This is a genomic window from Chryseobacterium bernardetii, assembly GCF_003815975.1.
GTDB lineage: Bacteria > Bacteroidota > Bacteroidia > Flavobacteriales > Weeksellaceae > Chryseobacterium > Chryseobacterium bernardetii.
Window position 1 is genome coordinate 4,167,809 of the sequence record NZ_CP033932.1, and the last position, 15,026, is coordinate 4,182,834.

Annotated in this window: 16 protein-coding genes; 11 read left to right on the forward strand and 5 right to left on the reverse strand. The window is 36.5% G+C overall.

The window, feature by feature from the left end; genetic code table 11:
- Window positions 1-55 precede the first annotated feature (55 nt).
- A complete protein-coding gene (locus EG339_RS18965) occupies window positions 56-1,402 on the forward strand; it encodes a T9SS-dependent choice-of-anchor J family protein (protein WP_123871476.1) in 1,347 nt (448 codons plus the stop codon).
- A 48-nt stretch (window positions 1,403-1,450) separates the two neighbouring features.
- Here the strand turns inward: EG339_RS18965 and EG339_RS18970 are convergent, their stop codons facing one another.
- The gene (locus EG339_RS18970) at window positions 1,451-1,639 is read right to left on the reverse strand and encodes a hypothetical protein (RefSeq protein ID WP_123871477.1); all 189 of its coding nucleotides are present in this window, start codon (window positions 1,637-1,639) and stop codon (window positions 1,451-1,453) included.
- Window positions 1,640-1,791: 152 nt separating this feature from the next.
- On the opposite strand from EG339_RS18970, the gene rpsF reads away from it, so the two are divergent.
- From rpsF to rplI, 3 genes are all read left to right on the forward strand, one after another.
- Complete coding sequence (gene rpsF / locus EG339_RS18975) at window positions 1,792-2,133, forward strand: 30S ribosomal protein S6 (protein WP_002979092.1); 342 nt, start codon at window positions 1,792-1,794, stop codon at window positions 2,131-2,133.
- 32 nt (window positions 2,134-2,165) lie between these two features.
- Window positions 2,166-2,468, forward strand: coding sequence for a 30S ribosomal protein S18 (gene rpsR, locus EG339_RS18980; protein ID WP_002979091.1), 303 nt, complete (start codon window positions 2,166-2,168; stop codon window positions 2,466-2,468).
- 107 nt (window positions 2,469-2,575) lie between these two features.
- On the forward strand, window positions 2,576-3,076 hold the full coding sequence (rplI, locus tag EG339_RS18985; protein WP_123871478.1) for a 50S ribosomal protein L9: 501 nt from the start codon (window positions 2,576-2,578) through the stop codon (window positions 3,074-3,076).
- A 163-nt stretch (window positions 3,077-3,239) separates the two neighbouring features.
- On the opposite strand, the gene EG339_RS18990 is transcribed toward rplI, so the two are convergent.
- Window positions 3,240-4,043 (reverse strand): helix-turn-helix domain-containing protein, encoded by an 804-nt coding sequence (locus EG339_RS18990; protein ID WP_123871479.1) that lies wholly within the window; start codon window positions 4,041-4,043, stop codon window positions 3,240-3,242.
- A gap of 136 nt (window positions 4,044-4,179) precedes the next feature.
- Between EG339_RS18990 and EG339_RS18995 the strand changes: the two genes are divergently transcribed.
- From EG339_RS18995 to EG339_RS19010, 4 genes are all read left to right on the forward strand, one after another.
- On the forward strand, window positions 4,180-5,514 hold the full coding sequence (locus EG339_RS18995; RefSeq protein WP_228459653.1) for a TolC family protein: 1,335 nt from the start codon (window positions 4,180-4,182) through the stop codon (window positions 5,512-5,514).
- A gap of 5 nt (window positions 5,515-5,519) precedes the next feature.
- Window positions 5,520-6,566, forward strand: coding sequence for an HlyD family secretion protein (locus EG339_RS19000; protein ID WP_123871480.1), 1,047 nt, complete (start codon window positions 5,520-5,522; stop codon window positions 6,564-6,566).
- A 263-nt stretch (window positions 6,567-6,829) separates the two neighbouring features.
- Entirely contained in the window at window positions 6,830-8,392 is a 1,563-nt protein-coding gene (locus tag EG339_RS19005; RefSeq protein WP_123871481.1) for an MFS transporter, read from the forward strand.
- Between the two features lie 214 nt (window positions 8,393-8,606).
- The gene (locus tag EG339_RS19010; RefSeq protein WP_123871482.1) at window positions 8,607-9,968 is read left to right on the forward strand and encodes an aldehyde dehydrogenase; all 1,362 of its coding nucleotides are present in this window, start codon (window positions 8,607-8,609) and stop codon (window positions 9,966-9,968) included.
- 124 nt (window positions 9,969-10,092) lie between these two features.
- On the opposite strand, the gene EG339_RS19015 is transcribed toward EG339_RS19010, so the two are convergent.
- Window positions 10,093-10,662: a thioredoxin family protein gene (locus EG339_RS19015; protein WP_123871483.1), complete on the reverse strand. Its 570-nt coding sequence runs from the start codon at window positions 10,660-10,662 to the stop codon at window positions 10,093-10,095.
- A gap of 80 nt (window positions 10,663-10,742) precedes the next feature.
- Between EG339_RS19015 and EG339_RS19020 the strand changes: the two genes are divergently transcribed.
- From EG339_RS19020 to EG339_RS19030, 3 genes are all read left to right on the forward strand, one after another.
- A complete protein-coding gene (locus EG339_RS19020) occupies window positions 10,743-11,627 on the forward strand; it encodes a lysophospholipid acyltransferase family protein (protein WP_123871484.1) in 885 nt (294 codons plus the stop codon).
- A gap of 6 nt (window positions 11,628-11,633) precedes the next feature.
- Window positions 11,634-12,617 carry a glycosyltransferase family 2 protein gene (locus tag EG339_RS19025; protein WP_123871485.1) on the forward strand — a complete coding sequence of 328 codons (984 nt, stop codon included), beginning with the start codon at window positions 11,634-11,636 and terminating at the stop codon, window positions 12,615-12,617.
- 81 nt (window positions 12,618-12,698) lie between these two features.
- On the forward strand, window positions 12,699-13,253 hold the full coding sequence (locus EG339_RS19030) for a 3'-5' exonuclease (RefSeq protein ID WP_123871486.1): 555 nt from the start codon (window positions 12,699-12,701) through the stop codon (window positions 13,251-13,253).
- 45 nt (window positions 13,254-13,298) lie between these two features.
- Here EG339_RS19030 and apaG read toward each other — a convergent pair whose 3' ends face one another.
- On the reverse strand, window positions 13,299-13,688 hold the full coding sequence (gene apaG, locus EG339_RS19035; protein ID WP_066700001.1) for a Co2+/Mg2+ efflux protein ApaG: 390 nt from the start codon (window positions 13,686-13,688) through the stop codon (window positions 13,299-13,301).
- Window positions 13,689-13,769: 81 nt separating this feature from the next.
- A complete protein-coding gene (odhB, locus tag EG339_RS19040) occupies window positions 13,770-15,023 on the reverse strand; it encodes a 2-oxoglutarate dehydrogenase complex dihydrolipoyllysine-residue succinyltransferase (RefSeq protein ID WP_123871487.1) in 1,254 nt (417 codons plus the stop codon).
- Window positions 15,024-15,026 lie beyond the last annotated feature (3 nt).

Genomic DNA, 15,026 nt, shown 5'->3' on the forward strand with positions numbered 1-15,026 from the left:
AAAAATCATTACTTTTGATGCATAACCAAGAATACAATAAAATAAAACATTTGTTATGCGGAAATTTTTACTTCATGCAACATTAGTTGCCCTTCCTGTATTAGGCTATGGCCAAATATTTCAAGAGAATTTTGATGGAAACGGACAAGGCATTGCGGCCTGGACTGTAATTAACGTAGATGGACTCACTCCTGCCACTGCTGTAAACTTCATAACCAATGGATGGAACAGTATTGACAGACAAGGTGTCAATGGTAATTTCGGTGGCCCTGCCGGTAACTATGCAGCAATGAGTACCTCATGGTACACTCCTGTCGGGACATCAAATGACTGGCTGATATCTCCAACCATACCGGTGTCAGGTGCATCTCCTACGTTATATTGGGATGCAAAGGCCCAGGATGCTGCTAATCCGGATGGCTATAAAGTCATGCTTGCTCCTAACGGAGGAAATACTGTTGCCGACTTTACGGTAGAACTGTATAGCACAACGAGCGAAAACTCATGGTGGACAAGCCGTGCAGTAAGCCTCACACCTTATATCGGTCAGAATGTAAGAGTGGCTTTTGTGAATAACAGCACTGATAAATTCATACTGGTAGTTGATAATATAAAAGTAGATTATACTTTTGTACAGCCTCCAGCCTCTTATTGCGGCCCTTTACAGTTTGTTGACCCTGATTTTGGTGATCCTGCTGATGAGCCTATCACTTTAGTGAATTTTGCAGGAATCAACAATACAACAAGTAATACCATAGGTGCCGGAGTTTCCCATGAATATTTCCTTAATCAGACCGCTACTGTTACCCAGGGGCAATCCTACAACATTACTTTAAAAGGAAATACGGGCGGAAACTGGACAGACAGCTTTGTTGTATTTATCGACTGGAATCACAATGGTATTCTGAATGAACCTGGTGAAGTATATCCGGTTACCCAAACCATACAGAATTCAGATGGTACTGATGCCGTTCAGGCAGTACATTCTATTGCTGTTCCGGCCAATGCTCTTCCAGGAAATACAAGAATGAGGGTAAAAAAAGTATATGGTACTATTGCTAATGACCCAGACATCATACTTCCTTGTAAAGGCGGTGTGTTTGGACAGGCAGAGGATTACACCGTTAATGTAATTGCCAGCAACCTTGCTGTAAATGAAGTCAGCAAAAAGGAAACTTCATTCAAGGCCTATCCTAATCCTGTAACTGATATGTTAAATATTGATTCCAAAGTTAAAGTAAAATCAATACAGGTTACAGATACTTCAGGCAGAACGGTTTTAAGTTCAGAAATTAACCAAAGTAAATTCAATATTAATTTATCTAACCTTTCTACCGGAAGTTATATAGTAACTGCTGATACAGAAACCGGATTACAATCTGTAAAAGTGATCAAAAAATAATTAAAAAAGATGATACATAAAAAAGACCTGTTATTTACAGGTCTTTTTTTAGCATGATGTGTTTAATGAATGGATAGGTCCTTCCAGATGATCCAACTCTTTGTAAATAATGTCTGAAGCTCCAATTTCGATAATCTCAGCCTCAAAAGAGATCCCGTTTTTCCTGACAATTCTATCCTGTGAATAGCCGCAAATTCCCAACACCAACAGCGGTAATGTATACATTCTGGTTTTCATGAAATAAAAATTCGTTTGATAAGAGTACAAAAAACACCATCAACACTCAAATTCCCACGATAAACACTCCATTATTTCATAAATATTCTTGCATATTACAAATATAATTTCTACTTTTGCACCTCGAAATAATTAACAAATTTTTTAACATTATGAACAATTACGAAACTGTTTTCATTTTAACTCCCGTTCTATCTGATGCACAGGTGGAGGAAGCAGTGAAAAAATTCGAAGATCTAATCAAAGAAAAGAACTGCGAAATCGTTGCTAAAGAAAACTGGGGATTAAAAAAATTAGCTTACCCAATCCAATTGAAAAAGAACGGATTCTACACTTTAATTGAATTTAAAGGAGAAGGTTCTGTAGTAGCTGACTTAGAATTAGCATTCAAACGTGACGAGAGAGTAATCCGTTACCTTACTACAAAACTTGACAAACACGCTGTTGAGTACGCTGTAACTAGAAGAGCTAAAGTAAAAGCAGCTAAAGCTTAATTATTAACCCTATTTTTTAAAAAAGACAAGACATGGCAATAGATGAAATGGCTAAACAAGCCTCAGCTGGAGGAGAATCTGAAGTAAAATTCCTTACTCCACTTGATATCAACACAAAATCTGAAAAGAAATATTGTAGATTCAAAAAATACGGAATTAAGCACGTTGACTACAAAGATGCTGATTTCTTATTACAATTCGTAAACGAGCAAGGTAAAATTTTACCAAGAAGATACACTGGAACTTCTTTAAAATACCAAAGAAAAGTTTCTGCTGCTATCAAAAGAGCAAGACACCTTGCATTACTACCATACGTAGCTGACTTATTAAAATAAGACAATAAATAAAGGAAGAGAGCAATCTCTTCTTTTGTTGCTGAATACATCATTAATTCTAACTTGATTTTAGACTATAATCTAAAATCTAAAAAAGGACAACAACAATGGAAATTATCCTAAAAAAAGACGTAGAAAACTTAGGACTTGAGTTTGATACAGTAAACGTAAAGCCTGGTTATGCTAGAAACTTCTTAATCCCTCAAGGATTTGCACTTTTAGCTACCCCTAAAAACAAAGCTGCTTTAGAAGCTACATTAGAAGCTAGAAAAGAAGAAGAAGCTAAATTAATTGCTGCTGCTAACGCTGTAGTTGAGCAATTGAAGAAAACTTCTATCACTATCCCTGCAAAAGTAGGTGCTGGTGATAAATTATTCGGATCTATCAACAATGCTGATCTATCTGCTGCTTTAGAAAAAGCTGGTGTTTCTGTAGAGAAAAAATATATCAAAATTCCTGGTAACACTATCAAGAGAACTGGTAAATTTGCTGCTCTTATCAGACTTCACAGAAATGTTGAGTACAACTACGAATTCGACATCGTTTCTGACGCACCAGTTGAAGCTGCTCCTGCTAAAAAGGAAGAGGCTAAATCTGAAGAAGCTTAATAAGCGACTGAGAATTTCTCACCATACAGAACCACTTCATTTTTTTGAAGTGGTTTTTATTTTTGGGGACTATAACTGAGAGAACCAAGAATCAGATGTGAGATTTGGTCTCCTCCACTCCAAGCCTTCGAACTCTCAAATCTAGAAAAACAATACCTAACAACTATCGGTTACCTCTTAATTTCTGCTGGTATTCTGTTGGTGCTACCCCAATTACTTTTTTAAAGATATTGCTGAAAGAAGACAGACTGTTGTACCCCACCATCATGGCAATTTCATACATATTATATTTCCCTTCCAGCATCAGTTCAAGAGAACGCGTAATTCTTAATGCCCTGAGAAACCGGACGTAATTCATACCTAAAATCTCTTTAAATTTTCTGGAGAGCGTTCTTGTACTCATCCCGAACTCTTTGGCGGTAGATTCAATTGTTAAAGGCTTTTCCAGATTAGCATGGATATACCTTGCAATCTTCAGCAGGGTTTCATCTTTAGGAAAAGGATGCTGAACAGGAAATGCGAGTTTTTTATCCCTTTTTTCAGGTAAAATCCCTTTTAATGCTTTGAGGAAATAATACTTTGAGCCGTCGTTCTTTGTGATTTTCCCATTCCAGTCTTTGGTATATAAAATCATTTCCCTTAGTAACTCATTAACTGAATAAATATTAATTTCATCAAAAAAGCCATTTTCATCAGCTTCTTTCTTAAAGTAAAAATTATACAGATCTACTTTAGGACTGGTAGAAAAAAGGTAATGTGGCGTTCCGGCAGGAATCCACATAAAGCATCTTGCCGGAAGATACCAGTGTTTCAAATCAGTAAAAACATGAACAATACCACCTTCTGCATATACCAACTGTGCAGAATTGTGATAATGAATATCTGTTGTAATATTTCCGGTAAGGACGTGATAAACGTAAAATTCAGCATCTTCCTCTTCTACTGCCTTAAAATGACTGTCATTCATAAAATAAAGATAGGTATAATTTTCAAAATGGCGCAAATGAGCAAATCTTTTTCTGGTTTCACAAATAGTGTCGGAAGCCTTGCACCGTACATTTGCAGTATCGAAATCATTTTAGCAAAAATCTTTTAAATAATTTATGAATATGATATTTAACGCATGCCGATATCAGTGCATAGCGTTGTGCTTATTATTGAGCAGCCTTTCCCATTCACAGATGATAGATTACCAGCATCTTGGCCTGCAACAGGCTATAGAAATTGGTTTAAAAAACAACAAAAATATCCGGATCAGCCATTTGAAACAGGAAATGTCTGCTACAAAGGAGAAAGACCTGAAAATGGAAAAGCTTCCGGATATTGAATTCCATACCAGCTATAATCAGGTTACCAATCTTTTTCAATATCAGGATGGTATACTCGGTAAACCTACAAAATATGATGTTATCAATGGAATGTATGATTTTACACTTTCTGCCTCCATTCCTGTTTATATGGGTGGAAAAATAAAAAATACAGAGAAAAAGGCGGCTATTGATACTCAGATTTCAGCTTTACGTACACATCTTGACGAAAGACAGCTTAAAATGGAAGTGATTACCGCTTTCCTTCAGATTCATCATTTGAAAGAACAGCAAAGTCTTATTAATGATAAGATGAAGGAAGATTCTGTAAATATTAAGCAGGTAAAAGCTTTAAAAGCTAATGGTGTAGTTACCGTAAACGAAGTATTGAGAACATCACTACAGCTTTCCAACCATAAAATGAGCTGGACAGAATTAGATAATGATATACAAATTGCAGAGCACAAGCTGAAAACCATTCTTTCTCTTCCTGAACAGCAGGAAATGCATGTGGATACAGAAGATTTAATCTCAGATAAAGCAGCCATTCCTTATATTGATGAATTAACAGAAACTGCCTTAAGCAGGAATGAATCAGTTAAAATCACCCACAAAAACCTTTCCTTAAAAGAATTAGACCAGAAACTTACTAAGGCTAATTATTTGCCCAAGATAACTGCCGGAGGAGAGTATTTTCTAAAATATCCTAATATGATGTTCTTTCCACCTGAGCCTTATGCTTATCGTTTGGGAATGATCGGTCTGAACCTTATTTATCCTATTGAAAATCTGTATAAAAATAAATACAAAATGCAGGAAGCCAGGGAGAATATTGATCTGGCCAAACTTCAGATTGAAGAAAATGAAGAAAAGGTAAAGCATAATGTATATGAGGCTTACAAGAAATTTGAAGAAACTGACCAAAAGGTAAAAATAGCTGAAGAAGCCATCAATCAGGCAAAGGAAAACTACCGGATTGTAAGAACAAAATATGCCAATAAATTAAGCCTTATCACAGAACTGATTGATGCAGACAATACTTATCTGGAAGCAGAATCTAACCTTATTTCCGTAAAAATTAACAGACAACTTAAATACTATCAACTCCAATATACGATTGGAAACCTATAAAAACTATGGCACAGAAACAACTGACAAAAAAAGAGAAAAGAATTAATAAATCCATTACTCTACTTGCATGGATTCTTATCATCAGCGGAGTCACGGGAATGATAAGCTTCTACCTTTTTTCAAGGAAAAATGTTACTACCAACGATGCACAGATCGAACAATATATCACTCCTGTTTCCAGTAAGGTTTCAGGCTTCATCAAAACGATAAAATTTAATGAAAACCAATTTGTACACAAAGGTGATACATTAATCGTTATTGATAACCGGGAATTTGTTAACCAGGTACATATGGCTGAAGCTAATCTTCATGCCAATACGGAAAACATTACCACTATTGAAAGTGCTGTAAATACCAAAGCAAGCGATACAAAAATCATTGATGCTAAAATCGCTTCTGCAAAAATTGATATCTGGAGAACTGAACAGGATTTTAAAAGATACAAAAACCTGCTGGCGGAAGATGCAGCCACAGAACAGGAATTTGAAAATGTAAAAGCTTCCTATGAACAATCAAAAGCTAATCTTTTGGCTTTGGAGCAGCAGAAAAATGCTGTAAAAGCGGGTACCAGCGAACAGCAGACTAAAGTGGCTCCGGCTAAAAGCCAGATCCAGCAGAGCTCAGCTAACCTTAATAATGCTAAGCTTTTCCTTTCATACACAATAATTACAGCACCTTATGACGGCTGGGTAGGAAAAAAAACAATTCAGGAAGGGCAATTAATTAAGGAAGGCCAGGCATTGGTACAAATCGTAAGCAAAGAAAAATGGATCATTGCCAATTATAAAGAAACTCAGCTTGGGCAGATTGATCAGACGAAAGAAGTCATCATCACTGCAGATGCTTACCCCAATATAGAATTCAAAGGAAAAATCCTTTCTGTTTCTCCTGCATCAGGATCTCAGTTTTCTTTGGTAAAACCGGATAATGCAACCGGAAACTTTGTGAAAATTGAACAGAGATTCCCTGTAAAGATTATTCTCGAAAATAACAAAGACAATGAAAAGCTCCTTTCCGGAATGAATGTTTTGGTGAGTGCCAAGAAGATTTAAGTTTGAGAGGGGGAGTATTTGAGAGTATTAAAGTATTAAGTTTATTATCATTTTCAAATTCTCCCATTCTCAAATTTTCAAATTAATTTTTTTTTCTGCGAAAAGGCAAAACCGCAAAATACAGATCTGCTGATTTTTTCTTTAAGCATATTTGTCACTTTACCTTTTACTTTTACCCCCTTTTGCCCTTTTGTCTTTTCGCACTTTTATTACAATAAATAGCTGACTAACAAATCAGCAGTTTCCCCGCTTTCTAAACAACTATGCAACATAATACAGTTTATCATAAATGGGTACCACAATGGCTGAAACTGCCGCTTCTTATTCTGGCGCTGTTTCCCCACCTGATGCTGCTGTCACTGTTACACTCAAACAGTGCCTTCACCTCTTCTTTTATGGATGTAGATTCAGACGACATCCAATACCTAATGATTTTGATGTATGGGACATTTGTGGTTACCCTTTTGGTTTTACAACGGTTTATGGCATATTTCAGCGTGAAATATTATGTTCTGCTGATGTCTTCCATTTCCGTTATTATTCTTTATATTTTATCCGTCACCAATGATTATCATGTGATTATTGTCATCCGTTTCCTGGAAGGAATTTTCGGATTGTTGGAAGGTGCTATTTTTCTTCCTCTGATTATTGCTGAACTGAAAACAAGGCACGCCAAAGTTCTTGCTTACCTTTTTATGTATACCATAATGCTCACTGGCGGAACTATAACCACTTCCCTATTGAAAGCAAGCATTGAAAACTATGATTTTCAGCATATGGTTCTAATGATGGTATATTTCCATGTTTTTGTACTCATCATCGGCATTGCGATCTTCAACAGAAACAGGTTCTTTCCTAAAAAACCATTATATCAACTGGATATCGCCAGCTGGTTTTTACTTTGGGTATCTTTACAGGCTGGTGGTTATGCTATAATTTACGGAAAAAGACTGATGTGGTTTGAATCAGACACCATTATTATGTGTCTGTTTATATTCCTGCTTTCCGGCGGGTTATTTATGCTTAAGCAAAGAAACTCTAAAAGGCCTTTGTTTCATTTTGAAGTTTTCAGTTCAAAGAATGTTATTGCAGGAATGATTCTTTTTTTCATTTTTTACCTGATCCGTTCCGGATTAAATAATGTCTACAGTATCATGGCAACTGTTTGGAAGTGGCCGTGGGATTATATTGTCAACATCCAGTATTGGAACGTTGCGGGAACAATGCTCGGTGTTTTCTTATCAGGAATCTGTCTGGTGAAAGGGATTTCATCCAGAATTGTTTTCTTTACAGGATTTCTTTTGCTGGCCATAGATTGTGCCTGGTTTACCTATACATTCTATCCGGATACTACCCTTTTCACAATATGTCCGCCTTTGTTTTTGCAGGGTGCAGCACAGGGATTATTGTTTACTCCGTTGGTTTTCTATCTTATTTCAGCCACTCCTGAAGAATATGTTTCCAATGCTACAGTCCTTGGAACCACTACCCGTTTCTGGACAACTGCTATCGGGTATGCTTTAATGCAAAACCTGATGTTATTTTTAACTTTAAAACATGCTGATACCTTAAGCTTCAACCTTACCGATACCAATCCTGTTTTCTACAGCCAGTGGAGTCAAATTTTTGGAGCCCATATCGCCAAACTCCCCGTTAATGAATCATTATCTATGACTGCAGGAGCTTTTAAAGCAAAAATAACGGCACAGTCTATATTGCTTTCGAATATGGAAATCTTTACAGGTCTGTTTTGGCTGGCCCTTATTACCGCAATTTGTTTATTGCTTTACCACCCGGTAAGAATAGCAGTACGAAACATAATGTAGTGATGAAAGGATGCTGTAAGATGAAGTTTCTGGGAAGCAAAAAGAATAACTCTAATATATTCTGGTAATTATTCTAAAAACTTTCAAAAAAATAAAGTTCCATCCCCAAACATCTGGAAGTAACCTCCGACATCACGCTTTAGCTTCCTGCCTCACCCAGTTTGGCCGGTTTATTGTTGCTTTGTTCATCACTACAATGTCATAAAGCTATCGTATGGAAGTTGAAAAAATTTTACAGCGTCAGAGAGATTTTTTTAAAACACAGCAGACCAAAAGTCTTGCTTTCAGAAAAATGTATCTTGAAAAACTCAAAAACCTTATCATATCCAATGAAAACTTATTGTATGAGGCTATTTACAGTGATTTTGGAAAATCTAAATTTGATACATTTACCACAGAAATCTCATTTGTACTGCATGATATTGATTATTATCTGAAACACTTACATTCTCTTGCCAAACCTAAAAAAGCAGGTACTAATCTGGTTAATCAGCTTGGAAAAAGTAAAATTTATGCTGAACCATTAGGTAATATCCTGGTGATCGGAGCATGGAATTATCCTTATCAATTGTCTCTTTCACCCATGATTGCTGCCATGGCTGCCGGAAACTGCTGCATTCTTAAACCCAGTGAAATTGCAGAGAACACCATGAAAGCAATGTCTAAAATCATCAATGAAAATTTCCCGTCCGAATACCTGTATGTACATGAAGGCGGAATTGAGGAAACTACAGAACTTCTGAAACTGAAATTTGATAAAATATTCTTTACGGGAAGTACCAGAGTGGGAAAAATAGTATATAAGGCTGCTGCAGAACATTTAACACCGGTTGTTCTTGAACTGGGCGGAAAATCGCCGGCCATTGTTACCCAAAATGCGAATCTTGAAATTGCAGCCAAAAGAATTGTCTGGGGAAAATTTCTGAATGCAGGACAAACCTGCGTTGCTCCGGATTATTTATTGGTTGAAGAATCCATACAGGAACAATTTCAGGAAATGTTAAGAAAATACATTAAAGAGTTTAACTATGGACCGAATTCTGAACAGTATACAAAAATCATCAATCTAAAAAATTTTCAACGATTAACCGGTTTTATTGATAAAGAAAAAATATACTTTGGGGGAAATTTTGATGAAGGGAAACGGTATATAGAACCCACTATTCTTCACAATATAACCTGGACTGATGATATCATGCAGGAAGAAATCTTTGGCCCCATTTTACCCGTTATCAGCTTTAAAAATTTTAATATGGCTTTGAATGCTGTGTTGGATTTAGAAAAGCCTCTGGCGGCTTATCTTTTCACGAATAATACGGAAGAAAAGGAAAACTTTACACAAAAATTGTCTTTTGGAGGCGGATGTATCAATGATGTGGTAATGCATTTAAGCAATGAAAACCTGCCATTTGGAGGTGTAGGTAATTCAGGAATAGGAAATTATCATGGGAAATTCGGCTTTGAAGCCTTCTCTCATCAGAAATCTGTTCTTGAAAAGGCAACATGGGGTGAACCCAATATTAAATATCCACCCTATTCTGAGAAAAAATTAAGCTGGATAAAAAAATTACTCTGAAAATCTCTAACAGAGACATTTGATAATTTCTCCCACCTATTTTGCTGATTGATCAGGATCCAGAATAACTACCTGCTCAATATTAATAAAAAAAGGTTGCTTCCAATGAAACAACCTTTTATTTTTATGCTTTAGGCTTCCAGGTATTAAAAAATTCTTTTACCTTTTCCTTACTGTAACCTTTTCCTTCTTCAAATACATCACTCTGCTGAACCTTTATCATTTTTCCGTCTTTATCCAATACAATAAATACAGGGTATCCAAACTTTTCACCAGGATTGCCATACTGTGCAAAGACTTTTTCATTCTTATTATCCGGAGAATAATTCAGGTGATAATATAGGTAGTTTTTATCCACCAATTCTTTCAATTCAGGAGTTTCCTGCACAAAATTATTGAATCTAAGACACCAGATACACCAGTTTCCGCCAGCCTGGATCATAATATTTTTACCTTCTTTTTTAGCCTGTGCTACCAGTTTATTTATATCTGCCTGCGCATCTGCTTTCGGATTGTAAGGCTTAGGAAGTTTTGCTTTTTCTTCAGCGGCTTTCTTCTTTGCTTCCAGTTCTTTCTGTTCTGTTGGCACAATAAGAGCCGTTTTTTGCTTTCCGTTATCCGGTAAGTTCTTTACCTCCTGTGCAAAAGTTAGAGTGCCCAACCCCAGCAAAGCGATCAATGTCAATTTTTTCATAACATAAAAATAAAAAAATAATATTTATCTCTCTGCAAAAATAGAACCATAATTTTATTATCACTAAATTTGCCTGTTTTATGAGCTTTTTAATTAAAATATTATTTTTCATCTCAAAACTTCCGCTTAGAATATTATATATTTTTTCGGATGTTATGTTTTTCTTAAATTACTATCTGGTAGGCTACAGAAAGAACGTGATTACCCAGAATCTTATCAATTCTTTTCCCGGTAAGTCTGAAGATGAGATCAGAAAAATCCGAAAAAAATTCTATCGCAATTTCTCAGATTATCTGGTGGAAACTATAAAATCATTCAGTATTTCCGAAACAGAATCCCGAGTAAGAATGCAGCATATTAATCAGGATCTTTTTCATGAAGCCAAAAAGGAAGGTAAAAACATCATTTTATTGGCTGGTCACGTCTTTAATTGGGAGTGGATCAATGCATTGGCAAGGATTATCCCACAAGCTCATTGCCATCCGGTTTACAGAAAGGTAAACAGTGATTTTTGGGAAAATCAGATGAAAAAGGTAAGGAATAAATTCGGAAACGAAGCTCTGGAAGCGAATGAAGTGATCCGAAACATTTTCAGATCAGAAAATAACGGAGATTCTGCATATATGTTTGTGGCAGATCAAACCCCACATTTTTCTCATGTTACTTATGGATTAGAGTTTATGCATCAAAGAACCCCTGCGTTCATAGGATATGATAAACTGGCAACCCGAATGGATCTTGCATTCATTTATTGTGAGATGAAAAAAGTAAAGCGTGGTTATTATCAGGTCAACTATTACAGGATCTACCCGGATCAGGAAAAATTTACAGAGCATGAAGTGGTTAGAAAATTCCATAAAATGCTTGAAAATACTTTAAATAAATATCCGGACAACTATCTTTGGTCACACAGAAAGTGGAAGTATCAGGACTCTATTAAGATTTTTGATACTGAAAAAAATTAGATTTACATGCAGAACAAACTGGCTGTAGCCATCTTAAACTGGAATGGGAAAAACTGGCTGGAAAAATTTCTTCCGAGTGTAGTTCAGTTTTCTCAAAATGCAGATATTTATGTTATTGATAATCTTTCTACTGATGATTCTATAGCATTTCTGAACCTGCATTTCCCTAGCGTAAAAATTATTAGAAACAATAAAAATTATGGGTTTGCCGGTGGATATAATGAAGGATTAAAGAAGATTAATAATGAATATTACTGTCTTCTTAATTCTGATGTAGAGGTTACGGAAAACTGGATAGAACCTGTCTTAAATCTGTTTGAGAAGGATGACTCTATTTCTGCAGTTCAGCCTAAAGTATTGTCTTACGATTATCAAAATTTCTTTGAATTTGCCGGTGCCGGAGGTGGACTGATTGACAATCTCGGCTATCCTTACTGCCGGGGACGCGTTTTTGATGATCTTGAGGAAGATAAAGGACAATATGATGATGAATCGGAAATCTTCTGGGCTTCAGGATGTTGTTTTTTTATCCGTTCTAAAGATTTTTGGGAACAAAATGGTTTTGATGAGCGTTTCTTCGCCCATCAGGAAGAAATTGACCTTTGCTGGAGGCTCATCAATTCAGGAAAGAAAATATTTTACACCGGAAAGTCTAAGGTATATCATGTAGGTGGTGGGACATTAAATAAACAAAGTGCTCAGAAAACGTATTTAAATATCAGAAACAACCTGTCTATGATGCTTAAAAACCTGCCGTTTCCAAAGCTGATATGGCTGATTTTTTTAAGGCTTTGCCTGGATGGTGTTGCCGGAATTTATTTCGGACTGAAATATGGATTTTCGCATCTCTGGGCCGTTTTAAGAGCTCATTTCGGCTTCTACGCACAGATTCCGGGAACGTGGAGACTCCGTCAGAACCATCAGAAAGATCAATTTTATCAATCAAAATGGCTTATCTTCAGGCACTTTTTGGGTGGTAGTAAAAAATAATAGCAGCCTTATGGGGATCTGTTACTACTAAATCAGAAATGTATAACTTCGCGAATATTAAATTTAAATATCAAATTATCGATGGATTTCTGCGCAATAGATTTTGAAACCGCCACTCATGAAAAAAGCTCTGCTTGTGAGATGGGAATCTGTGTAGTACAGGATTCTAAGATTATAGAAACCAAAACGTGGCTTATTAAACCGCCAAGCTTTCCTTATTTCAGCAAATTTAATATCGCCGTGCATGGGATACAGCCTGAAGATGTGCAGGATGCCCCTACTTTTGATGAAATTTGGTATGAGGCTCAGGAAATGATGTATGGAAGTTTAATGATTGCCCACAATGCAGGTTTTGATGCTTCTGTCTTAAGAGGCTGCCTTGAACATTACGGGATGTTCACCCCAAGGATCAATTATCTTTGCAGCATACAGCTTGCAAAGAAATCATGGAATTATCTTCCAAAATATGGACTGAAGCCACTGGCTGAATATCACAATATTACGTTCAACCATCACAGAGCCGGAGCGGATGCTGAAGTATGTGCAAAAATATCTTTATTGGCTTTTGAGAAACTCTTCCTCACCAGTAATGATGAAGTACACGATTATATGAAAGCAAAAATTAAAAGACTCTGAATACAGACTACAGAACCCGGGTTCTTTGGTCTGCAACTTAAATCATCAATTACTTAAGACTTCAGACAATAGATTGAATTTTGGAATATCAATTTCTAATGTTTCCTGTGTCTCAAGGTTTTTAACCAGGTATTTCCCACTCATATTCCCTACTCCGGAACGAAGCATTACGTTGGAAAAATAAGCAAAATTTTCGCCGGTTCCTATCTCTGGAGTCAATCCGATGATTCCATCGCCTATAATTTCTGTATATCCGAATCCTACATCAAAGATGAGCCATTTTCTTTTCAGTACTTTTATAGGAAAGCTTCCGTCATTTTCTATAGTGATATTGTACTTGAAAACATAACGATTTTCGGATGGATAACTGTTTTTACTATCATATTCAGGTATTACTGAAACTTTGATATTGGAAGTCATTTTTGAAAACATCATTGTAGTATTTTCTTAATAGATACAAAAATCTCGCCTTTTTTAAGGCGAGATCATATATTTACATTATAATTTTATTAAAAACTATAATCCAAGGCCTTTTCTTTCGTCGCCTCCCATTAATACCTGAACAGGGTTATCGATACCTTCTTTTACCGCTACAAGGAATCCTACAGATTCTTTTCCATCGATAATTCTGTGGTCATAAGACATAGCCACATACATCATTGGTCTGATTACTACCTGTCCGTCAACAGCAACCGGTCTTTGGATGATATTGTGCATACCAAGGATTGCGGATTGCGGTGGGTTGATGATTGGTGTAGACATCATAGATCCGAAAGTACCACCGTTTGTAATTGTGAAAGTACCACCAGTCATTTCGTCAACTGTAATTTTACCGTCTCTTACTTTTGTAGCAAGGTCTTTGATGTTAGCTTCAACAGCGCTGAAAGACATGTTTTCTGCATTTCTCAATACAGGAACCATTAATCCCTTAGGACCTGAAACTGCAATTGAAATATCGCAGAAATCGTAGTTTACTTTGAAGTCTCCGTCAATAGATGCATTTACATCCGGATACATTTGTAATGCTCTTGTAACAGCTTTTGTGAAGAAAGACATGAAACCAAGTCCAACTCCGTGCTTTTGAGCGAATTCTTCTTTATATAGTTTTCTTAATCTGAAGATTTCAGACATGTCAACTTCGTTGAAAGTTGTTAACATCGCTGTTTCATTCTTCACAGAAACTAATCTCTGAGCAATTTTTCTTCTTAAAACTGAAAGTTTGGTAGTTGTAGTAGATCTGGAACCTGTAGCAGTAAGAGGGCTTCCTCCTAATGCAGGAACTGCAGCTAATTCAGCATCAGTCTTAGTGATTCTTCCGTCTCTTCCTGTTCCTGCAACCTGGGTGGCATCCATTCCTTTTTCATCAAGGATCTTCTTAGCAGCCGGAGATGGAGCTCCTGTAGCATATGTTGTTGGAGCAGCAGCTGGAGCAGCTGGTTTCGGAGCTTCTTGTTTAGCAGGTTCAGCAGCTTTTGGAGCTTCTTCCTGTTTTGGAGCTTCAGCAGCAGGTGCAGCACCTTCTGGTTTAGCAGCATCCATATCAATTAAACAAACTACCTGACCTACTTGTACCACATCACCTTCTTCTGCTTTTAAAGTGATAACACCACTTTGTTCTGCCGGCAATTCAAGAGTTGCTTTGTCTGAGTCTACTTCAGCGATAGGTTGATCTTTTTCTACATAATCACCATCTTTTACAAGCCAAGTTGCAATTTCAACTTCTGTAATTGATTCGCCCGGTGAAGGAACTTTCATTTCTAAAACTGACATATC

Coding starts and splice junctions, on each gene's coding strand:
- EG339_RS18965 (WP_123871476.1), top strand. CDS start 56: ATGCGGAAATTTTTACTTCATGCAACATTAGTTGCCCTTCCTGTATTA.
- EG339_RS18970 (WP_123871477.1), bottom strand. CDS start 1,639: ATGAAAACCAGAATGTATACATTACCGCTGTTGGTGTTGGGAATTTGC.
- rpsF (WP_002979092.1), top strand. CDS start 1,792: ATGAACAATTACGAAACTGTTTTCATTTTAACTCCCGTTCTATCTGAT.
- rpsR (WP_002979091.1), top strand. CDS start 2,166: ATGGCAATAGATGAAATGGCTAAACAAGCCTCAGCTGGAGGAGAATCT.
- rplI (WP_123871478.1), top strand. CDS start 2,576: ATGGAAATTATCCTAAAAAAAGACGTAGAAAACTTAGGACTTGAGTTT.
- EG339_RS18990 (WP_123871479.1), bottom strand. CDS start 4,043: ATGAATGACAGTCATTTTAAGGCAGTAGAAGAGGAAGATGCTGAATTT.
- EG339_RS18995 (WP_228459653.1), top strand. CDS start 4,180: ATGAATATGATATTTAACGCATGCCGATATCAGTGCATAGCGTTGTGC.
- EG339_RS19000 (WP_123871480.1), top strand. CDS start 5,520: ATGGCACAGAAACAACTGACAAAAAAAGAGAAAAGAATTAATAAATCC.
- EG339_RS19005 (WP_123871481.1), top strand. CDS start 6,830: ATGCAACATAATACAGTTTATCATAAATGGGTACCACAATGGCTGAAA.
- EG339_RS19010 (WP_123871482.1), top strand. CDS start 8,607: ATGGAAGTTGAAAAAATTTTACAGCGTCAGAGAGATTTTTTTAAAACA.
- EG339_RS19015 (WP_123871483.1), bottom strand. CDS start 10,662: ATGAAAAAATTGACATTGATCGCTTTGCTGGGGTTGGGCACTCTAACT.
- EG339_RS19020 (WP_123871484.1), top strand. CDS start 10,743: ATGAGCTTTTTAATTAAAATATTATTTTTCATCTCAAAACTTCCGCTT.
- EG339_RS19025 (WP_123871485.1), top strand. CDS start 11,634: ATGCAGAACAAACTGGCTGTAGCCATCTTAAACTGGAATGGGAAAAAC.
- EG339_RS19030 (WP_123871486.1), top strand. CDS start 12,699: ATGGATTTCTGCGCAATAGATTTTGAAACCGCCACTCATGAAAAAAGC.
- apaG (WP_066700001.1), bottom strand. CDS start 13,688: ATGATGTTTTCAAAAATGACTTCCAATATCAAAGTTTCAGTAATACCT.
- odhB (WP_123871487.1), bottom strand. CDS start 15,023: ATGTCAGTTTTAGAAATGAAAGTTCCTTCACCGGGCGAATCAATTACA.